This window comes from Pedobacter jamesrossensis (assembly GCF_042650905.1).
In the GTDB taxonomy this organism is placed as follows: Bacteria; Bacteroidota; Bacteroidia; order Sphingobacteriales; family Sphingobacteriaceae; genus Pedobacter; species Pedobacter jamesrossensis.
This window is the reverse complement of the sequence record NZ_JBHSBY010000146.1, coordinates 191,499-206,847: the sequence shown is the minus strand read 5'-3', so window position 1 is coordinate 206,847 and position 15,349 is coordinate 191,499. Positions and strand designations below refer to the sequence as shown.

General features: G+C 34.9%; 16 protein-coding genes. 12 read left to right on the top strand and 4 right to left on the bottom strand.

Annotation, left to right across the window (positions count from 1 at the left end; genetic code table 11):
• Window positions 1–122 precede the first annotated feature (122 nt).
• Window positions 123–1,778: a glutamine--tRNA ligase/YqeY domain fusion protein gene (locus ACFOUY_RS21620; RefSeq protein ID WP_378963379.1), complete on the bottom strand. Its 1,656-nt coding sequence runs from the start codon at window positions 1,776–1,778 to the stop codon at window positions 123–125.
• A gap of 268 nt (window positions 1,779–2,046) precedes the next feature.
• On the opposite strand from ACFOUY_RS21620, the gene ACFOUY_RS21615 reads away from it, so the two are divergent.
• The 6 genes from ACFOUY_RS21615 to ACFOUY_RS21590 all read left to right on the top strand — a co-directional run bounded on the left by ACFOUY_RS21615 (window position 2,047) and on the right by ACFOUY_RS21590 (window position 5,627).
• The gene (locus tag ACFOUY_RS21615) at window positions 2,047–2,466 is read left to right on the top strand and encodes a cobalamin B12-binding domain-containing protein (protein WP_378963378.1); all 420 of its coding nucleotides are present in this window, start codon (window positions 2,047–2,049) and stop codon (window positions 2,464–2,466) included.
• Between the two features lie 3 nt (window positions 2,467–2,469).
• Entirely contained in the window at window positions 2,470–3,249 is a 780-nt protein-coding gene (locus ACFOUY_RS21610) for an enoyl-CoA hydratase/isomerase family protein (RefSeq protein ID WP_378963377.1), read from the top strand.
• Between the two features lie 135 nt (window positions 3,250–3,384).
• On the top strand, window positions 3,385–4,434 hold the full coding sequence (locus ACFOUY_RS21605; RefSeq protein ID WP_378963376.1) for an AI-2E family transporter: 1,050 nt from the start codon (window positions 3,385–3,387) through the stop codon (window positions 4,432–4,434).
• A 69-nt stretch (window positions 4,435–4,503) separates the two neighbouring features.
• Window positions 4,504–4,770, top strand: a complete 267-nt coding sequence (locus ACFOUY_RS21600) for a YtxH domain-containing protein (RefSeq protein ID WP_378963374.1) — start codon at window positions 4,504–4,506, stop codon at window positions 4,768–4,770.
• Window positions 4,771–4,822: 52 nt separating this feature from the next.
• Window positions 4,823–5,203, top strand: coding sequence for a phage holin family protein (locus ACFOUY_RS21595; protein WP_378963373.1), 381 nt, complete (start codon window positions 4,823–4,825; stop codon window positions 5,201–5,203).
• The gene (locus tag ACFOUY_RS21590; RefSeq protein ID WP_378963372.1) at window positions 5,190–5,627 is read left to right on the top strand and encodes a hypothetical protein; all 438 of its coding nucleotides are present in this window, start codon (window positions 5,190–5,192) and stop codon (window positions 5,625–5,627) included. The genes ACFOUY_RS21595 and ACFOUY_RS21590 overlap by 14 nt, the downstream gene beginning before the upstream one ends.
• 193 nt (window positions 5,628–5,820) lie before the next feature.
• Here ACFOUY_RS21590 and aspS read toward each other — a convergent pair whose 3' ends face one another.
• Both aspS and ACFOUY_RS21580 read right to left on the bottom strand, forming a co-directional pair.
• On the bottom strand, window positions 5,821–7,566 hold the full coding sequence (aspS, locus tag ACFOUY_RS21585; protein WP_378963370.1) for an aspartate--tRNA ligase: 1,746 nt from the start codon (window positions 7,564–7,566) through the stop codon (window positions 5,821–5,823).
• A gap of 240 nt (window positions 7,567–7,806) precedes the next feature.
• Complete coding sequence (locus ACFOUY_RS21580) at window positions 7,807–8,208, bottom strand: hypothetical protein (protein WP_378963369.1); 402 nt, start codon at window positions 8,206–8,208, stop codon at window positions 7,807–7,809.
• 451 nt (window positions 8,209–8,659) lie between these two features.
• Between ACFOUY_RS21580 and ACFOUY_RS21575 the strand changes: the two genes are divergently transcribed.
• The 5 genes from ACFOUY_RS21575 (at window position 8,660) to ACFOUY_RS21555 (ending at window position 12,690) form a co-directional block, all read left to right on the top strand.
• Window positions 8,660–9,217 (top strand): RNA polymerase sigma factor, encoded by a 558-nt coding sequence (locus ACFOUY_RS21575; protein WP_378963368.1) that lies wholly within the window; start codon window positions 8,660–8,662, stop codon window positions 9,215–9,217.
• Window positions 9,210–9,737, top strand: a complete 528-nt coding sequence (locus ACFOUY_RS21570) for a hypothetical protein (protein WP_378963367.1) — start codon at window positions 9,210–9,212, stop codon at window positions 9,735–9,737. Before ACFOUY_RS21575 ends, ACFOUY_RS21570 begins: the two co-directional genes overlap by 8 nt.
• Before the next feature lie 84 nt (window positions 9,738–9,821).
• Entirely contained in the window at window positions 9,822–11,123 is a 1,302-nt protein-coding gene (locus tag ACFOUY_RS21565) for a hypothetical protein (protein ID WP_378963366.1), read from the top strand.
• Between the two features lie 68 nt (window positions 11,124–11,191).
• Window positions 11,192–11,749, top strand: a complete 558-nt coding sequence (locus tag ACFOUY_RS21560) for a TlpA family protein disulfide reductase (RefSeq protein ID WP_378963365.1) — start codon at window positions 11,192–11,194, stop codon at window positions 11,747–11,749.
• 161 nt (window positions 11,750–11,910) lie between these two features.
• On the top strand, window positions 11,911–12,690 hold the full coding sequence (locus ACFOUY_RS21555; protein ID WP_378963364.1) for a TerC family protein: 780 nt from the start codon (window positions 11,911–11,913) through the stop codon (window positions 12,688–12,690).
• A 110-nt stretch (window positions 12,691–12,800) separates the two neighbouring features.
• Here the strand turns inward: ACFOUY_RS21555 and ACFOUY_RS21550 are convergent, their stop codons facing one another.
• On the bottom strand, window positions 12,801–13,691 hold the full coding sequence (locus ACFOUY_RS21550) for a bestrophin family protein (RefSeq protein ID WP_378963363.1): 891 nt from the start codon (window positions 13,689–13,691) through the stop codon (window positions 12,801–12,803).
• A 134-nt stretch (window positions 13,692–13,825) separates the two neighbouring features.
• Here ACFOUY_RS21550 and ACFOUY_RS21545 point away from each other — a divergent pair, with 134 nt between their 5' ends.
• Window positions 13,826–15,349 (top strand): MFS transporter, encoded by a 1,524-nt coding sequence (locus ACFOUY_RS21545; RefSeq protein WP_378963362.1) that lies wholly within the window; start codon window positions 13,826–13,828, stop codon window positions 15,347–15,349.

Sequence of the window (15,349 nt, the reverse complement as noted above, 5' to 3'; positions counted from 1 at the left end):
CGGTTGTCAAGAGATACTATTTCAACAAACCGCTGTATACCGAACGGTACGTACAGTGGTGTGAGAGGACAGATAGGGAACTAATCCCTATCTTCCTACTCGATTGTTAAAAACCCTGAACTTTATTTCGGTTTCTTAAATGTATCCTTTAAAGTTACGGTTCTATTAAAAACCAATTTATCGGCCGTAGAATCTCTGTCTAAACAATAATATCCCTTTCTGATAAACTGATAACGGCTTTCTAAGTCTGCATCAGCCAAAGCTGGCTCAATATAAGCGTTGGGTAATACTGTTAAGCTTTGTGGATTTAGATAATCCTTAAAATCACCTTCTTCTGCATCTGGTGTTTCTGAAGTAAATAAGCGATCGTATAAGCGAATTTCTGCAGTTTTTGCATGTTGTGCGCTAACCCAATGAATGGTTCCTTTTACATTAATTCCGCTGGTATCGTTTCCACTTTTCGATTCTGGAATGTAAGTGCAATGAATTTCCGTAACGTTTCCGTTTTCATCCTTTACAAAATCTTCGCATTTAACTATGTAAGCAAATTTTAAGCGAACCATTGCGCCAGGTGCCAATCGGAACCATTTCTTCGCCGGAACTTCCATGAAATCTTCACGCTCAATCCAAAGTTCTTTGCTAAAAGGAATAACGCGTGTACCGCCCCCATCTTCTGCTTCTGGATTGTTTTCTCCAATTAAATTCTCTGTACCTTTTTCGTAGTTAGTAATGATTAATTTAATAGGGTCTAAAACTGCCATTACTCGATTAGCCGTTTTATTTAAATCTTCACGAATACAGAATTCTAATAAACTTAATTCGATTAGGTTTTCGCGTTTTGCAATGCCAATACGTTCGCAAAACTCGCGAACACTTTTTGGTGTGAAACCTCTTCTACGCAAACCAGAAATTGTAGGCATGCGTGGGTCATCCCATCCACTAACCAAGTTCTCGTTAACCAATTGTAATAATTTACGTTTACTCATTACTGTTGAAGTAAGGTTTAAACGTGCAAATTCATATTGTTTAGATGGGAAAATTTCTAATTTTTCGATAAACCAATCGTATAATTCGCGGTGGGAAACATATTCTAAAGTACAAATAGAGTGGGTAATGTTTTCGATGCTATCGCTTTGTCCGTGGGCAAAATCGTACATTGGATAAATGCACCACTTGTTGCCTGTACGATGATGTTCAGCATGTTTAATACGATAAATAATCGGGTCTCGCATTAACATGTTTGTACTGGCCATGTCTATTTTAGCTCTTAAAATATAAGCGCCATCAGCAAACGCTCCATTTTTCATTTTAGTGAAAAGCTCTAAGTTTTCTTCAACACTACGATTACGATAAGGACTATCCTGACCAGGTTCTGTTGGTGTGCCTTTTAAGGCAGCAATTTCTTCAGCAGAGCTTTCATCAACATAAGCCAAACCTTTTTCGATTAATTTTACGGCGAAAGAATATAATTCATCAAAATAATCTGATGCATATAATTCGTTTTTCCAATTGAAACCCAACCATCTAATATCTTCCTGCTGGCTGTTTACATACTCTGTTTTTTCCGTAACCGGATTGGTATCGTCAAAACGCAGGTTGGTATAACCACCATATTTTTGTGTTAGTCCGAAGTTTAAGCATATTGCTTTTGCATGGCCAATGTGTAAGTAACCATTAGGTTCTGGCGGGAAACGCGTAACCAAAGTTTCATACTTGCCACTATTCAAGTCGTTCTCAACAATTTCTTCAATAAAGTTCAATGACTTCTCTTCACTCATAAAAACCTGTAAATTAGGAATGCAAAGTTAAAAAGATTGAGCGTATTTAGGTAAGGATTAGTAATTTGATTGTGGGAAAAGAGAGTATAAAATACAAAATGAAGAAAAAAAGGAAATAGAAAACCGATAATAGTAAAAATAAATAAAGAGAAACCTTTTTTTGTACCGATCCCTTTATCAATTTTCCATTTCCACCCGTTCTATTTTCTCTCTTTCTATTTACTTATCTAATCAAAATCTATACATTTACATCAACTTAATATTCGTTATGAGCAAAGAATTAAACCGGCCGATACGCGTTTTAGTGGCTAAAGTTGGGCTCGACGGCCATGATAGAGGCGCTAAAGTAATTGCAACTTCTCTTCGCGATGCGGGCATGGAAGTAATTTACACAGGTTTACGCCAAACACCAGAAATGGTGGTGAACACGGCACTTCAGGAAGATGTTGATGCTATTGGAATTTCTATTCTTTCGGGCGCACACATGACAGTTTTTCCAAAAATTATTCATTTTATGAAAGAAAAACAAATGGATGATGTGTTATTAACTGGTGGTGGAATTATTCCCGATGGAGACAGAACTAAACTTGCGGAATTGGGTGTCGGAGAATTATTTCCGCCAGGAACAACGATGGCAAGTATTGTAAAATATATCAGGAATTGGGTTACAGAAAACAGAAATTTTTAAGCTATGGCATATCAAAATTTAATATCAGAACTAAAAGATAACATTTTATACATTACGATAAATAGAGAGAAGGCACTAAATGCACTGAATAAGGATACGCTTGCCGAACTTGCGGATGTAGTTGCTTTTGCAGGCAAAACAGAAGAAATTAGAGGTGTTATTATAACGGGAGCTGGAGAAAAGGCATTTGTTGCAGGCGCAGACATTAAAGAATTTTCTGATTATACTGGAAAGCAAGGTGAGGAATTGGCAAGGAGCGGACAAGATCTGGTTTTCAACGCGATTGAAAATTCTAAAAAACCTTTTATTGCTGCAGTAAATGGCTTTGCTTTAGGTGGAGGTTTAGAGTTAGCTATGGCCTGCCACATAAGGATTGCATCTGAAAATGCTAAGCTTGGTTTGCCAGAAGTAACTTTAGGCTTGATACCAGGGTATGGCGGAACGCAGCGCCTGACTCAACTAGTAGGTAAAGGAAAAGCAATAGAAATGATTATAACAGCAAATATGATAACTGCCGTCGAGGCTGAGAAAATAGGTTTAGTAAACTATGTTGTACTCCAAACAGATTTAATTGGTAAGGCCGAAGAGATTTTGAATGCAATTAAACAACGTGCGCCTTTAGCAGTTGCAGCGGCAATAAAATCTGTGATTGCTTCGATTAATGAAACCGATGGCTATGATACTGAAATTAAAGAGTTTGGTAAATGTTTTGAAACCAGCGATTTTAAAGAAGGTGTTACAGCATTTGTAGAAAAGAGAAAGGCAGTGTTTTTAGGTAAGTAAGGCAAATATTAAAGACAGACAACGAAGTAAATATTGGGCTTTTATAAAGCAGAGCGGATCAACAGCAATAAAATACTGAAATAACAAACAAAATAATGTTTTTCGATATTTTAGACAGTACCAAACAATAAAACTATGTCGGTATTCTCGTATAAGCAGCGTAATAACATCAACCTTGTAATTATTATAGCGCTCGGGCTATTAATTGCCTATTCTTTGCAAAGCATTTTCAGCGCTATTTTAAGTACACTTGTTTTGTATACCATTATGCGTCCGGGTTATATTTACTTAGCAGAAAACAAAGGATGGAATAAAAGAGTTGCGGCATTATTATTAATTGCAATTAGCATTGTTTTAATTGTATTGCCATTCTATGCTTTGAGTAGTATGGTTATCAGTAAGATTTCAGAGCTTAGAAATAACGAAATAGTATTTAAAAACCTGTTAGTAAAACTGCAACATCTTATTCCGGTAAAAATAAATGAAAGCTTAATTCAAGATGGGATGAACCGCATTGGAAATTGGGCAACCCAGCTTTTTCCTTCTTTAATTTCGAGTGCTGTAAATATTATACTTAGTTTATTAGTGATGTACTTTTTACTCTACTTTATGTTAATAGAACGGAAAAATTTTGAGTATTCACTAATAAAATATGCGCCGTTTAGAGAGCAAAATGCTTTGCGTTTTGGCGATGAAATGCGCAATACAACCTATGCTAATGTTTTGGGGCAAGGATTAATATGCCTGGTACAAGGTTCTTTGGTAAGTTTATCATTCTATGTTTTAGGTTATAAAGACCCTGTTTTCTGGGGTGTAATTACAACATTTATATCGTTTGTGCCTGTTTTAGGGCCGCCTGTTGTGTTTGTGCCTGCGGCTATTTTACAAATTGCTAACGGGAATAATTTTGAAGGTTGGGCAATGTTGATTTTTGGCTTCGTTGTTATTATTAATATCGATAATGTTCTTAGATTTATAATAGCGAAAAAAGTTGGCAACATTCATCCGATAATTACAGTAATTGGCGTAATTATTGGTATCCCTTTATTTGGAATACTGGGCTTAGTTTTTGGTCCGCTGTTGTTATCTTATTTTATTTTGCTCGTTAAAATTTACGAAACCAGTACACTGGCATCAGAAAGATTGGAAAGAATTAAAACAAATAATGAGCATAATGAGTTATAATTATAGCTTAACAATAAAATAATATGGCATCGTTATATTGTAAATGTTAAACCCTTAAAATATATTATTATGAATGATAACTCGAAAGTTGTAGTTGCCCTTTTAGCGGGATTAGCTGCTGGAGCCGCACTAGGAATTTTATTCGCACCAGATAAAGGTGATGAAACACGCGACAAATTAAGCCAGTCTTTAAAAGATTTAGGCGATTCGATAAGAGATAAAGCTGCTGATGAAATCAACAACCTATCTAGCTTAAAAGAAAAAGTGGTAAGCTCAATTAAAACCAAATTGAGAAGTGTTGAAGAAGAATATAGCGACGACGTAGAGCACGCATAAAAAATAATAAGAACCAGACTCATTTTGGGTCTGGTTAAACTTCATCTGAATTATGCAGGAAAATAACGACAAAAGTATCGAAGATTTGGTAGATGATGCCAAGGGTTTTTTAGAAGCCCGGGTTGAATATACCAGACTTCATCTTCTTGAAAAAGTATCTAAAATTTTTGCCGATTTAGTAACCAGTACAGCTGTTATTGTTTGTTTTATACTGGCATTTTTGTTTGGCTCGGTAACGCTTGCATTGTACCTTTCTGATGTTTTAGGAAGTAATGCTGGCGGTTTCGGTTGTGTTTCATTAGTGTATATATTATTAGCTGTAATTGTTTATTTAACTAAAGATAAATACATTGAAAAAGCTATAATTAACGTGGCGATAAGAAAGTATTTTGATAAACTTGCAGATAAGGAGGAAGAAGATGAGAAGTTATAAAACCATCAGAAATCTTGAAGATTTGCAGGCTAAAAAGTTAGAGCTTAAAGTAGAATATACATTAAAGCAAAATATGCTAAAAGCTGATTCTAAAATATATTTTCGTCAGTTTACTTTGGGTGCACTTATAAAAAGATACGCAACACCAAGTAACCTTTTTAAGGTTGATGATAAACTAAATTTAAGCGGGACAGCAATGTCGTTGCTTTTACCAATGTTTATGAATAAAACTATATTTAGAGGTGCTGGTTTTTTAACCAAGGCCGCGGTAGGATTAGTTTCTGGTAAAGTTGGAAAATCTTTAGATGCTGAACATATATCTGCCATATTCAACTCAGTGAAAGGATTTTTTGGCAAAAAAAAAGAGAAGAAGGATAAGAAGTTTATAGATTACGGCATACCGCCTGATAGTGAAACCTATTAGTTCGTATCGGTCGATTCGCTTTTGCTGTTTAGGTATTTGGTTTTTGAAGATATTCATTGCAAATTATTGTATGCAATTTGAACTTACTAGCAACTAGAAAAGTTTTCCATTACTTTGCATAAATGTAAAAATGTCCCTAAATTTTTTATTTAGGGACATTTTTTATGCGATTGTTGATTTATATAATAAGCAACTATAAGTCTGTTTTAATCTTTAACTCTTTCAATTGTTTATCATCAATTGTACTTGGGCTATCAATCATTACATCTCTTCCCGAATTATTTTTAGGGAAAGCAATAACATCACGGATAGAATCTAAGCCTGCAAAAATTGAAGTTAGACGGTCGAAACCAAAAGCAATACCACCATGCGGCGGAGCGCCAAATTCGAAAGCATCCATTAAGAATCCAAATTGTTTTTGAGCTTCTTCTGCACTGAAGCCTAAATGCTTAAACATTAAAGCTTGTAATGCTCTATCGTGAATACGAATAGAACCACCGCCAATTTCTGTTCCGTTAACCACCATGTCATAAGCATTAGCACGAACGTTTTTAGGGTCGGTATCTAATAAAGCAATATCTTCTGGTTTTGGAGAAGTGAACGGATGGTGCATAGCATGGTAACGTTCAGTTTCTTCATCCCACTCCAAAAGCGGGAAGTCCAATACCCAAAGTGCTGCAAATTTATTTTTATCGCGTAAGCCTAAACGGTTACCCATTTCTAAACGAAGCTCATTTAATTGTTTACGAACTTTATCCGTTGAACCTGCCATTATTAAAACTAAATCTCCTTTTTCAGTTTCAAAAGCTTCGCTCCATTGTTTTAAATCATCTTCATTAAAGAATTTATCAACCGATGATTTAATTGTTCCATCATCATTATGGCGGGCATAAATTAAACCAGTAGCGCCAATTTGCGGGCGTTTGATGAAATCGGTTAACTCATCTAATTGTTTACGTGTATAGCTTGCTGCACCTTTAGCATTAATACCAACAACTAATTCTGCGTTATCGAAAACAGGGAAGCCTTTGCCTTTAACCAAATCGTTAAGCTCAACAAATTGCATCTCAAAACGAGTATCTGGTTTGTCAGAACCATACAAGCGCATTGCATCAGCATATTGCATACGTGGTACTTCTGGTAAATCGTAGTTGCGAACTTCTTTAAATAAAGTACGAATTAAGCCTTCGAAGGTGTTTAAAATATCTTCTTGTTCGATGAATGACATTTCGCAGTCAATCTGCGTAAACTCTGGCTGACGATCGGCTCTTAAATCCTCATCCCTAAAGCATTTAACAATCTGGAAATATCTATCAAAACCAGAAACCATAAGCAATTGCTTAAAAGTTTGAGGTGATTGTGGCAATGCATAAAATTCACCTGCATTCATACGGCTTGGTACAACGAAATCTCGGGCACCTTCTGGCGTCGATTTGATTAAAACAGGCGTTTCTACTTCAATAAAATCTAAAGCATCTAAATAACGACGAACCGATTGTGCCATTTTATGACGCAACACCAAGTTGTTGCGAACCGGATTACGACGTAAATCTAAATAGCGGTATTTCATTCGCAGTTCATCGCCACCATCGGTTTCATCATCAATCATGAATGGTGGTAGTTTTGCAGCGTTTAAAATCTCTAATGCAGTGATTTTAATTTCTACATCGCCGGTTGACATTTTAGGGTTTTTATTGCTTCTTTCTACAACTGTACCGGTAGCTTTAATTACAAATTCGCGGCCTAATGCACGTGCAGCTTCGCAAAGTTCGCGATTATCATCCATGTTAAAAACCAACTGAGTAATCCCATAACGATCGCGAATATCGATGAAAGTCATACCGCCTAAATCTCTTGATTTTTGTACCCAACCACATAGGGTTACACTTTCGCCTAAGTTATTAAGGATTAGTGCACCACAAGTTACTGTTCTTAACATATATTGTAATCTAAATTGAGCGGCAAAAATACCGATTTTGTTTTAAACTTTGGAATAGAAGATTTAAGGAAATGTACGGGGTTGTTTATGAGTCTAAATTTAATTAATTTTATCCGTTGACTGAAGTCAATGGCAATGAAATGGATGGTGGCTAAATAATCGACTGTAAATTCTTTGTCGTTTTGCTCTAGTTATTTTACCAAGGAAGCACTGAATACACAGAATTAGAGGTGAAAAGATTTAGTATTTCTCCTCTAAAGTAATTTCAAAACCTACTACTTTCCATTCGCCATTAATGTTTTTCCATTTTAAAACTTCTTCGGTTTGGATGGTTTGTTTTTTAGAAAACAGAATTCCTTTAAGATATATAATAGATTTTCGGGCGATTTTCTCTGTAAAAACTTCATTTTCAATTGATGATTTTATACGATAATAAGTTGTGCTTATACTTTTTGTTTTTCTAAAATACTTTTCCGTTTGGTTAATCAATTCTTTTTTATCAAAAGTTAAGGCTTCAGCATTTTTGTAAGTTATGCTGTCATCAAATTGAATAATATAATCTGAGATATTTTTATTCTCGAAAGCAAAATCTGCCTTTTTATGTATTGCATCAATTTCTTTTATTATCAAATCGGTTTCCATGGCATGAAGTTAATTGTTTGTTTTAGGGATTTCAAATTTATGATGAATTGAGTACCACTTTCCACAATAACATAACGACTAATGAAAGGTTTATGTTTATAGCGAATGGCTTAAGTGATTTAAACCCGACTGCAGTGGAAATTTTTGTTACGCTGCTAAAAAAGATTGCCACGTCGTTCCTCTCCGCAACGACGGCAATGGAGCAAAGCAGAAGTTGGAGATTTAAAGGAAATCGAGACTGATGAGAATGAAACTGTTTAAAAATAAGCTGTAGATTTTTTTAGGTGCGTGCACACACCTTGACTACTGCTATGGAAGGTGTCTCAACTTAAATTCCCTAAAATTAATTAGAGTTATTACTTAAGCTGTTTCTAAGGGTTTTAATCTTTTTTTCTACCTTGATGCAACGTTTTGAAATCTACTATGTCTTATAATCAGAATCATCAAAAAATTGGAAGCGGTATACGTAGATAAAAACCTGGAATTGGTAAAAGCTTGCATGCAGGGTAGCCGGGCAGCACAGTTTGAATTGTACAAATTGTATGCTAAGGCGATGTATAATGTGGCGTTGCGCATTCTAAATTACGAAGAGGAAGCGGAAGATGTTTTACAGGAAGCTTTTTTAGACGCTTTTACAAGAATTATAGATTTTAGGCAGGAAACAACTTTCGGGCTTTGGCTAAAACAAATTGTAATTAACAAATCCATCAATTATTTGCGTAGGCGAAAAATGGAATTTGTAAGTACAGATGAAATTAGCGAAGTGCCTGATGAGGCTAGCTTTGATGATTATGAAGTGCAGTTACAGGCTGATGATATTAGAAAAGCGATTAAAGAATTGCCAGATGGATACCGAGTTGTGCTAAGTTTATATTTATTAGAAGGTTACGACCACGAAGAAATATCGCATATTTTAAAAATTAGTGAAAATACAAGTCGAACTCAATACATGAGGGCGAAAAAGAAGTTAAAAAGTATTTTAGAACAGAAAGGGATGAGAGATGAATAATAGATTAGAAACCTTTGTTAAGGAAAATCGGAAAGATTTCGATGTTTTCGAACCATCGGCAGGCCTTTGGGCAAAAATCGAACAAGAGCTGGATGGCAAAAAAGAAAAAAAGTCGATAAAGCTGTATTTATGGATGAGTGCAGCGGCATCACTGGTAGTTATTTTCGGTTTAGTTTGGCTATACGCAGGAAGAACACAGAACCAAGACATCGAAATAGCAGACGTTAATGCTGCAGCAGCGCAGAAAGAGGTTCATTTTACAAATTTAATTACTGAGAAAAGAGATAGCCTGGCCATTTTTGCTGCTGCAAATCCAGATTTGTACAAAAAGTTTACAGCTGATTTAAAGAAGCTTGATGAAGATTATGAAAGATTAAAATCTGAATTACCAAGTACACCAAATCAACTTTTTGTTGTTAAGGCGATGGTAAAAAATAGAGAGCTTCAGTTAAATTTATTACGACAACAATTAATGATTATTAACCAGGTTGACGATTATAAAAAAGTTAACCAGATTTAAAATACAAACATGCGCTCACCACATTTATGATGCTTAAAATCGGTCGGCAGGATTTAGGCGATTAAATGTTTAACAATTAATAACATGAAAACAATAAAATTATTTTTAGCCTTTATGGCTTTAATCGCCGTAAAAACTTACGCCCAACAGGTTGTTGTGGTTAGTAATCCATCAGAAAGTTACGCAGTTAATACAATAACAACTAGTTCGGTTAATTCATTAAAAAATGTTGAAGTAATTGTAACGGTAAGCAATCAGAGTGGCGCAGATGCTGAACGCTCTAAATCTTTTACTAAAAGCTTTAGTGTTGATAATAGCGATAAGGTTAATTTAAATAACCAATATGGTTCTATGGTAATTAAAATATGGGATAGAAAAGAAGTTAAGGTAGAAGTTGACATTAAAGCCTATAGTAATTCGGATAACGATGCTCAGAAATTAATTGATGAGGTTACGATTGATGCTAATAAAACTGGCGATCAGGTATCATTTAAAACTAATATGGGTGATAGAAATGGACGCTATGGTAGAAATATTAAAAATGGAGTAACAACCTGGAGAAGAGAGATAAAAGTAAATTACGTAGTTTATATGCCTGCAGCGAATGCGTTAACTGCTCAACAGCAGTATGGCAATATAGATTTGGCTGATTTTAATGGTCCAACATCGCTAAAAGTTCAGTATGGAAACTTAACTGCCGGGAACCTGAATAGCAATAACAATTATATTTACGTACAATACGGAAAAGCAACAATACAGGGTATTAACACGGCTGTTGTAAAACACGAATATGGTGGCGGTGTAAGTATCGGTTCGATTGGTACTTTACAATTGGATGCTGAATATGTTCCGGTTAATGTGAATACAATTACTAAATCAGCAAATATTAAAGTTCAATACGGTTCGGGTTTAACGGTTGGTTCTATAGCAGGTAATTTACTTTTGAATAGCGAGTACGCGAAAGTAAATATTAATAGTGTTAAAGGAAACACGGTTATTAAACAAGGTTATGGAACCTTAGCGATTGCAAGTGTTGGTAAACTATCGCTCAATACCGAGTATACAAACGTTACTCTGGGTACATTAAATGGCGATGCAAATATTAATATGGATTATAATCGCTTAAGCGTTGCCGAACTTACTCCAGCCTGTAAAACCTTTACTTTTAATGGCGAATATGCAAGCGTTGGAATGGGTTTCGCAAATAATTATAATGCTAACTTTAACATTACAACAACTTATGCAGGTTTTAGATATGGTTCGAATGTTACGGCAACTAAAAACAGCGATGATGATGAAACTAAAAGATACTCAGGTAAAGTTGGGAATGGGAGCGGAGCAAGCATAAACATCAAATCTGAATATGGATCGATAACTTTTAAATAAAATATTAAGCCAGACAAATGAAACTCTTGCCATAATTATGGCAAGAGTTTTTTTATATTTATCCCATTATGAAAGTTTTTTTGTTTCTGTTTATTTTATTCTACTCATCTTTCTCAAAGGCTCAAAATGCACCAGTTAAATGGGCTTCGCAAGAAACATTTTTCGAAGAATTAACAGGAAAACAATTGCCAGACTTTAAAGGAATTTCTACAAATAATAAACCTTTTTCATCAAGCATTTTAAAAGGCAGAATTGTTGTAATAAATTTTTGGTTCGAGGCTTGCCCTCCTTGTGTGAAGGAAATACCCGAATTAAATAAATTGGTTAAAAAATATGGCAAAAACGACATCCGATTTATAGCTATAACTTACGACTTGCCAGAACAGGCAAAGAAATTTCAAAAGAAAAGTGGTTACAAATACGAAATAGTATCATTAACTGATGACCAAATAAGAAAATTAAATATCAATCATGGTTTTCCTTCAAATATTTTAGTTGGTAAAGATGGTAGGATAATTAAGGCAATAAGTGCTGTTTCTTTCGATGATGAAATTCCTTCTGTACAACGGCAAACTTTAATTTTTGAAGAGAAGCTTAAAGCTGAAATTAATAAAACTTTTAAATAGTTTACAGGCTTTTTATACAACTTTTCTCCTTAAGCTTCGAAGATTTTTTTTATTAACGGATGCTTAGGAATAGAATAACTCGAAGAATTAAAAAAGGCTTAGAATCTGTATAATAATTGAAAAGGCTTTTTATATCTTCGCCTAATCAGATAAATTAAATTATGGATTTTTTAAGCACTCCCGAAGCCTGGATTTCGCTATTAACGTTAACGGTTTTAGAAATAGTTTTGGGCATAGATAACATTGTTTTTATTTCCATACTATCTGGGAAATTGCCAGCAAATCAGCAAAAGAAAGCAAGGCAATTGGGCCTGGGCTTAGCGATGATAACCAGAGTTCTTTTGCTGCTCTCACTAAGTTGGATAATGACGCTAACTTCTCCTTTATTTAATATGGGTAGCTGGATAGGCATTACAAACGGCGATTGGTTTGAAAAACTTGCTATTTCTGGTCGTGATTTAATTTTGATTACGGGTGGCTTATTTTTGATTTACAAAAGTACACACGAAATTCACAATAAGCTGGAAGGTGAAGAGGATGGAGAAGGAAATGCAAAAGGACATTCTTTCTGGCCTACAATTGTTCAAATCCTTATTCTGGATGTTGTATTCTCTTTAGATTCCGTTATTACGGCTGTTGGTATGGCAGATCATATCGAAATTATGATTGCTGCGGTTGTGATAGCTGTTATTATAATGATGTTTTCTGCTGGTGCAATAAGCGAATTTGTCAATAACCACCCAACTGTTAAAATGCTTGCATTATCATTCTTGTTGCTTATTGGTGTTTCGCTTTTAGCCGAAGGATTAGACCAGCATATTCCTAAAGGGTATGTTTATTTTGCAATGGCATTCTCCGTTTTAGTAGAAATGCTAAACCTTAAAATGAAAAAAAATAGCAAGAAACCAATTAAGCTTAGAAATACTCCAAAAGAAAAATAATGGTTAAACTATGCTAGTCTTGGTTTTCAGAAGTATTCTATACGGTTATTCTGATTGTTTTTTTGCTTGCCTCCATTTTCTTCATTTTTTTGGAAGAAATTCTTTAAAATTTAAAGAACATATTCGTCATTAATTGGTTTTATGGGCTCTGGGATGTCATTTTCCTCAAGCATTTGTAGCAGATTAATTTCTATTGTTCTGGTAATCTGATTTAACGGTACACCTGCAGAGTTGTTTTCGAAAGGATTAACCAAGCTCATTCCGTTAATCTGTGTAGATACAAAAACGAAACCAATCATCCAGCCTAAAAAGATAGAAGCTATGCCCGCTTCCTTGCTGATAACCAAAGTAAAGCTAACTACGAATAACCAGATAAATACCTTTGTTAAATAGGTATATGTTGTTGGGAATATTGTGTTTTTAATGCGTTCACTCATGCCCATCGAATCAGAAAATCGCGTAAGCATTTCATTAATTTCGATAAACCTGAAACCATCGATAGAATTTGCTTTAGATAGTTTTTGTAAATCTCTGGATTGAATGTTTAAAAGTGCATTATGAACGTTGTTATGCTTTTCAATTTCGGCTAAATCTTCTGTAGTTAGGTATTTGGTGTAAATTTCATCAACAGCGCCACGTAAACTTGCCTTTAATGCATACAGGAAAGCAATGTGTCTGCAAACCATTCTTTTTACAATTTCATCATCTTTATCAACATAGTTAATTAAAGCTCTAGTAAAAGATCTGGAATCGTTAACCAACGAACCCCACACTTTCCGCGCTTCCCACCATCTATCGTAAGCCTGGTTATTATTAAAACCGATAAAAAAGGCAATCGCTGTACCTAAAACTGTCGGAATTATAGATGGGATTTCAAAATGATGTGCAATTAAATATTCGCGAACAAAATAAGCTGCAGTACAAGATGCGATCATAATTAAATCGACTTGCCAGGTATTTCTTAAGATTCTGCTTAATCTAATGTTTTGTACTAAAAGCATAAGTTTGGTTTTCTGCATGAAAATACAAAACTAAAGGCAAAATGTTTTATTGTAACAATTTAAATCTGCAAAGCTGATGTTATTGTTTTGTACTACAAATGTTTATCTTCGGAAACCAAATATTCCCACTAATTATGAATGAAGCTCTTCCAAAGAATAATATTTTTAAAGTTATTGGTGCATCGTCTTTAGGTACGCTGATAGAATGGTACGATTTCTATATTTTTGGCAGTCTTGCTGTTATTATCGGGCATCAGTTATTTCCAGAAGATGCAGGGGCATCAGCGCTTATTAATACTTTGGCAATTTTTGCAGCTGGTTTTATTGTAAGGCCTTTTGGTGCTTTGGTTTTTGGAAGATTAGGCGATTTAATAGGTCGGAAATATACCTTTTTATTGACCCTAGTTTTAATGGGAGGCTCAACATTTTTAATTGGGCTAATTCCATCCTATAAAACAATCGGCTATGCCGCACCTATACTGGTTTTGATTTTAAGGTTGGTGCAGGGCCTGGCTTTGGGGGGCGAATATGGAGGTGCTGCAACTTATGTTGCCGAGCATGCTCCAAAAAATAGAAGAGGCTTTTTTACGAGCTGGATTCAAACCACAGCAACTTTGGGGTTATTTTTATCATTAGGCATAATTGTAATTACAAAAAATATTTTGGGTGCCGAAACCTTCGGCGATTGGGGTTGGCGAATTCCGTTTTTGTTATCAATTGTTTTGGTTGGAGTTTCGATTTACATCAGAATGAAAATGCATGAGTCACCCATGTTTTCTAAATTGAAATCTGAAGGAAAAGTATCTAAAAACCCACTCAAGGAAAGTTTTAACAATAAGGCAAATTTTAAAATGGTTTTATTGGCTTTGTTTGGCGCAACAATGGGGCAGGGTGTGATTTGGTATACTGGTCAGTTTTACGCACAATCTTTTTTAGAAAATACCTGTAAGCTTGATTTTAATGACTCCAGATATATTTTGCTTTGGGGAATTGCTTTTGCAACCCCATTTTTTGTGATTTTTGGGGCCTGGAGCGATAAAGTTGGCCGTAAATGGATAATGCTAACCGGAATGCTACTTGGGATAATTTTTTACCGGCCGATTTACCAAACTTTTTTAAATGATACAAGTATTGAAAATTTAAATAAATCGAAACTTGTTTCTGCTAATCAAGGCAGTGCTAAATTTACACCAATAACCGGTACAGAGGATAGTTTGATAACGGTAGAAACAAAGGTTTCTTTTGAAAATGGTTCTGGTTATACCGAGATTAAAGCAGATACGATATCATTTAAAAAAGGAGTTATTGGAGGCGAAAGGATTTTAAAAGATAAAGTTTTACCAACGCCTATTTTCTGGAAATTTGTTGGTTTGATTTTCTTTCAAATTTTGCTGGTTACCATGGTTTACGGACCGATTGCAGCATTTTTAGTAGAGCTTTTTCCTACTAAAATCAGATATACTTCTATGTCGTTACCTTACCATATTGGCAATGGTGTTTTTGGTGGGTTAGTTCCTTTTATTGCAACCTTAATTGCAAGTTTTAACGGTTCTACACCATTATCTGGCTTATGGTATCCAATAGGAATTGCAACCCTTAGTTTAATTATCGGAACAATTTATTTATCAAACAAAAGAGACGAAAATATTAACGATTAG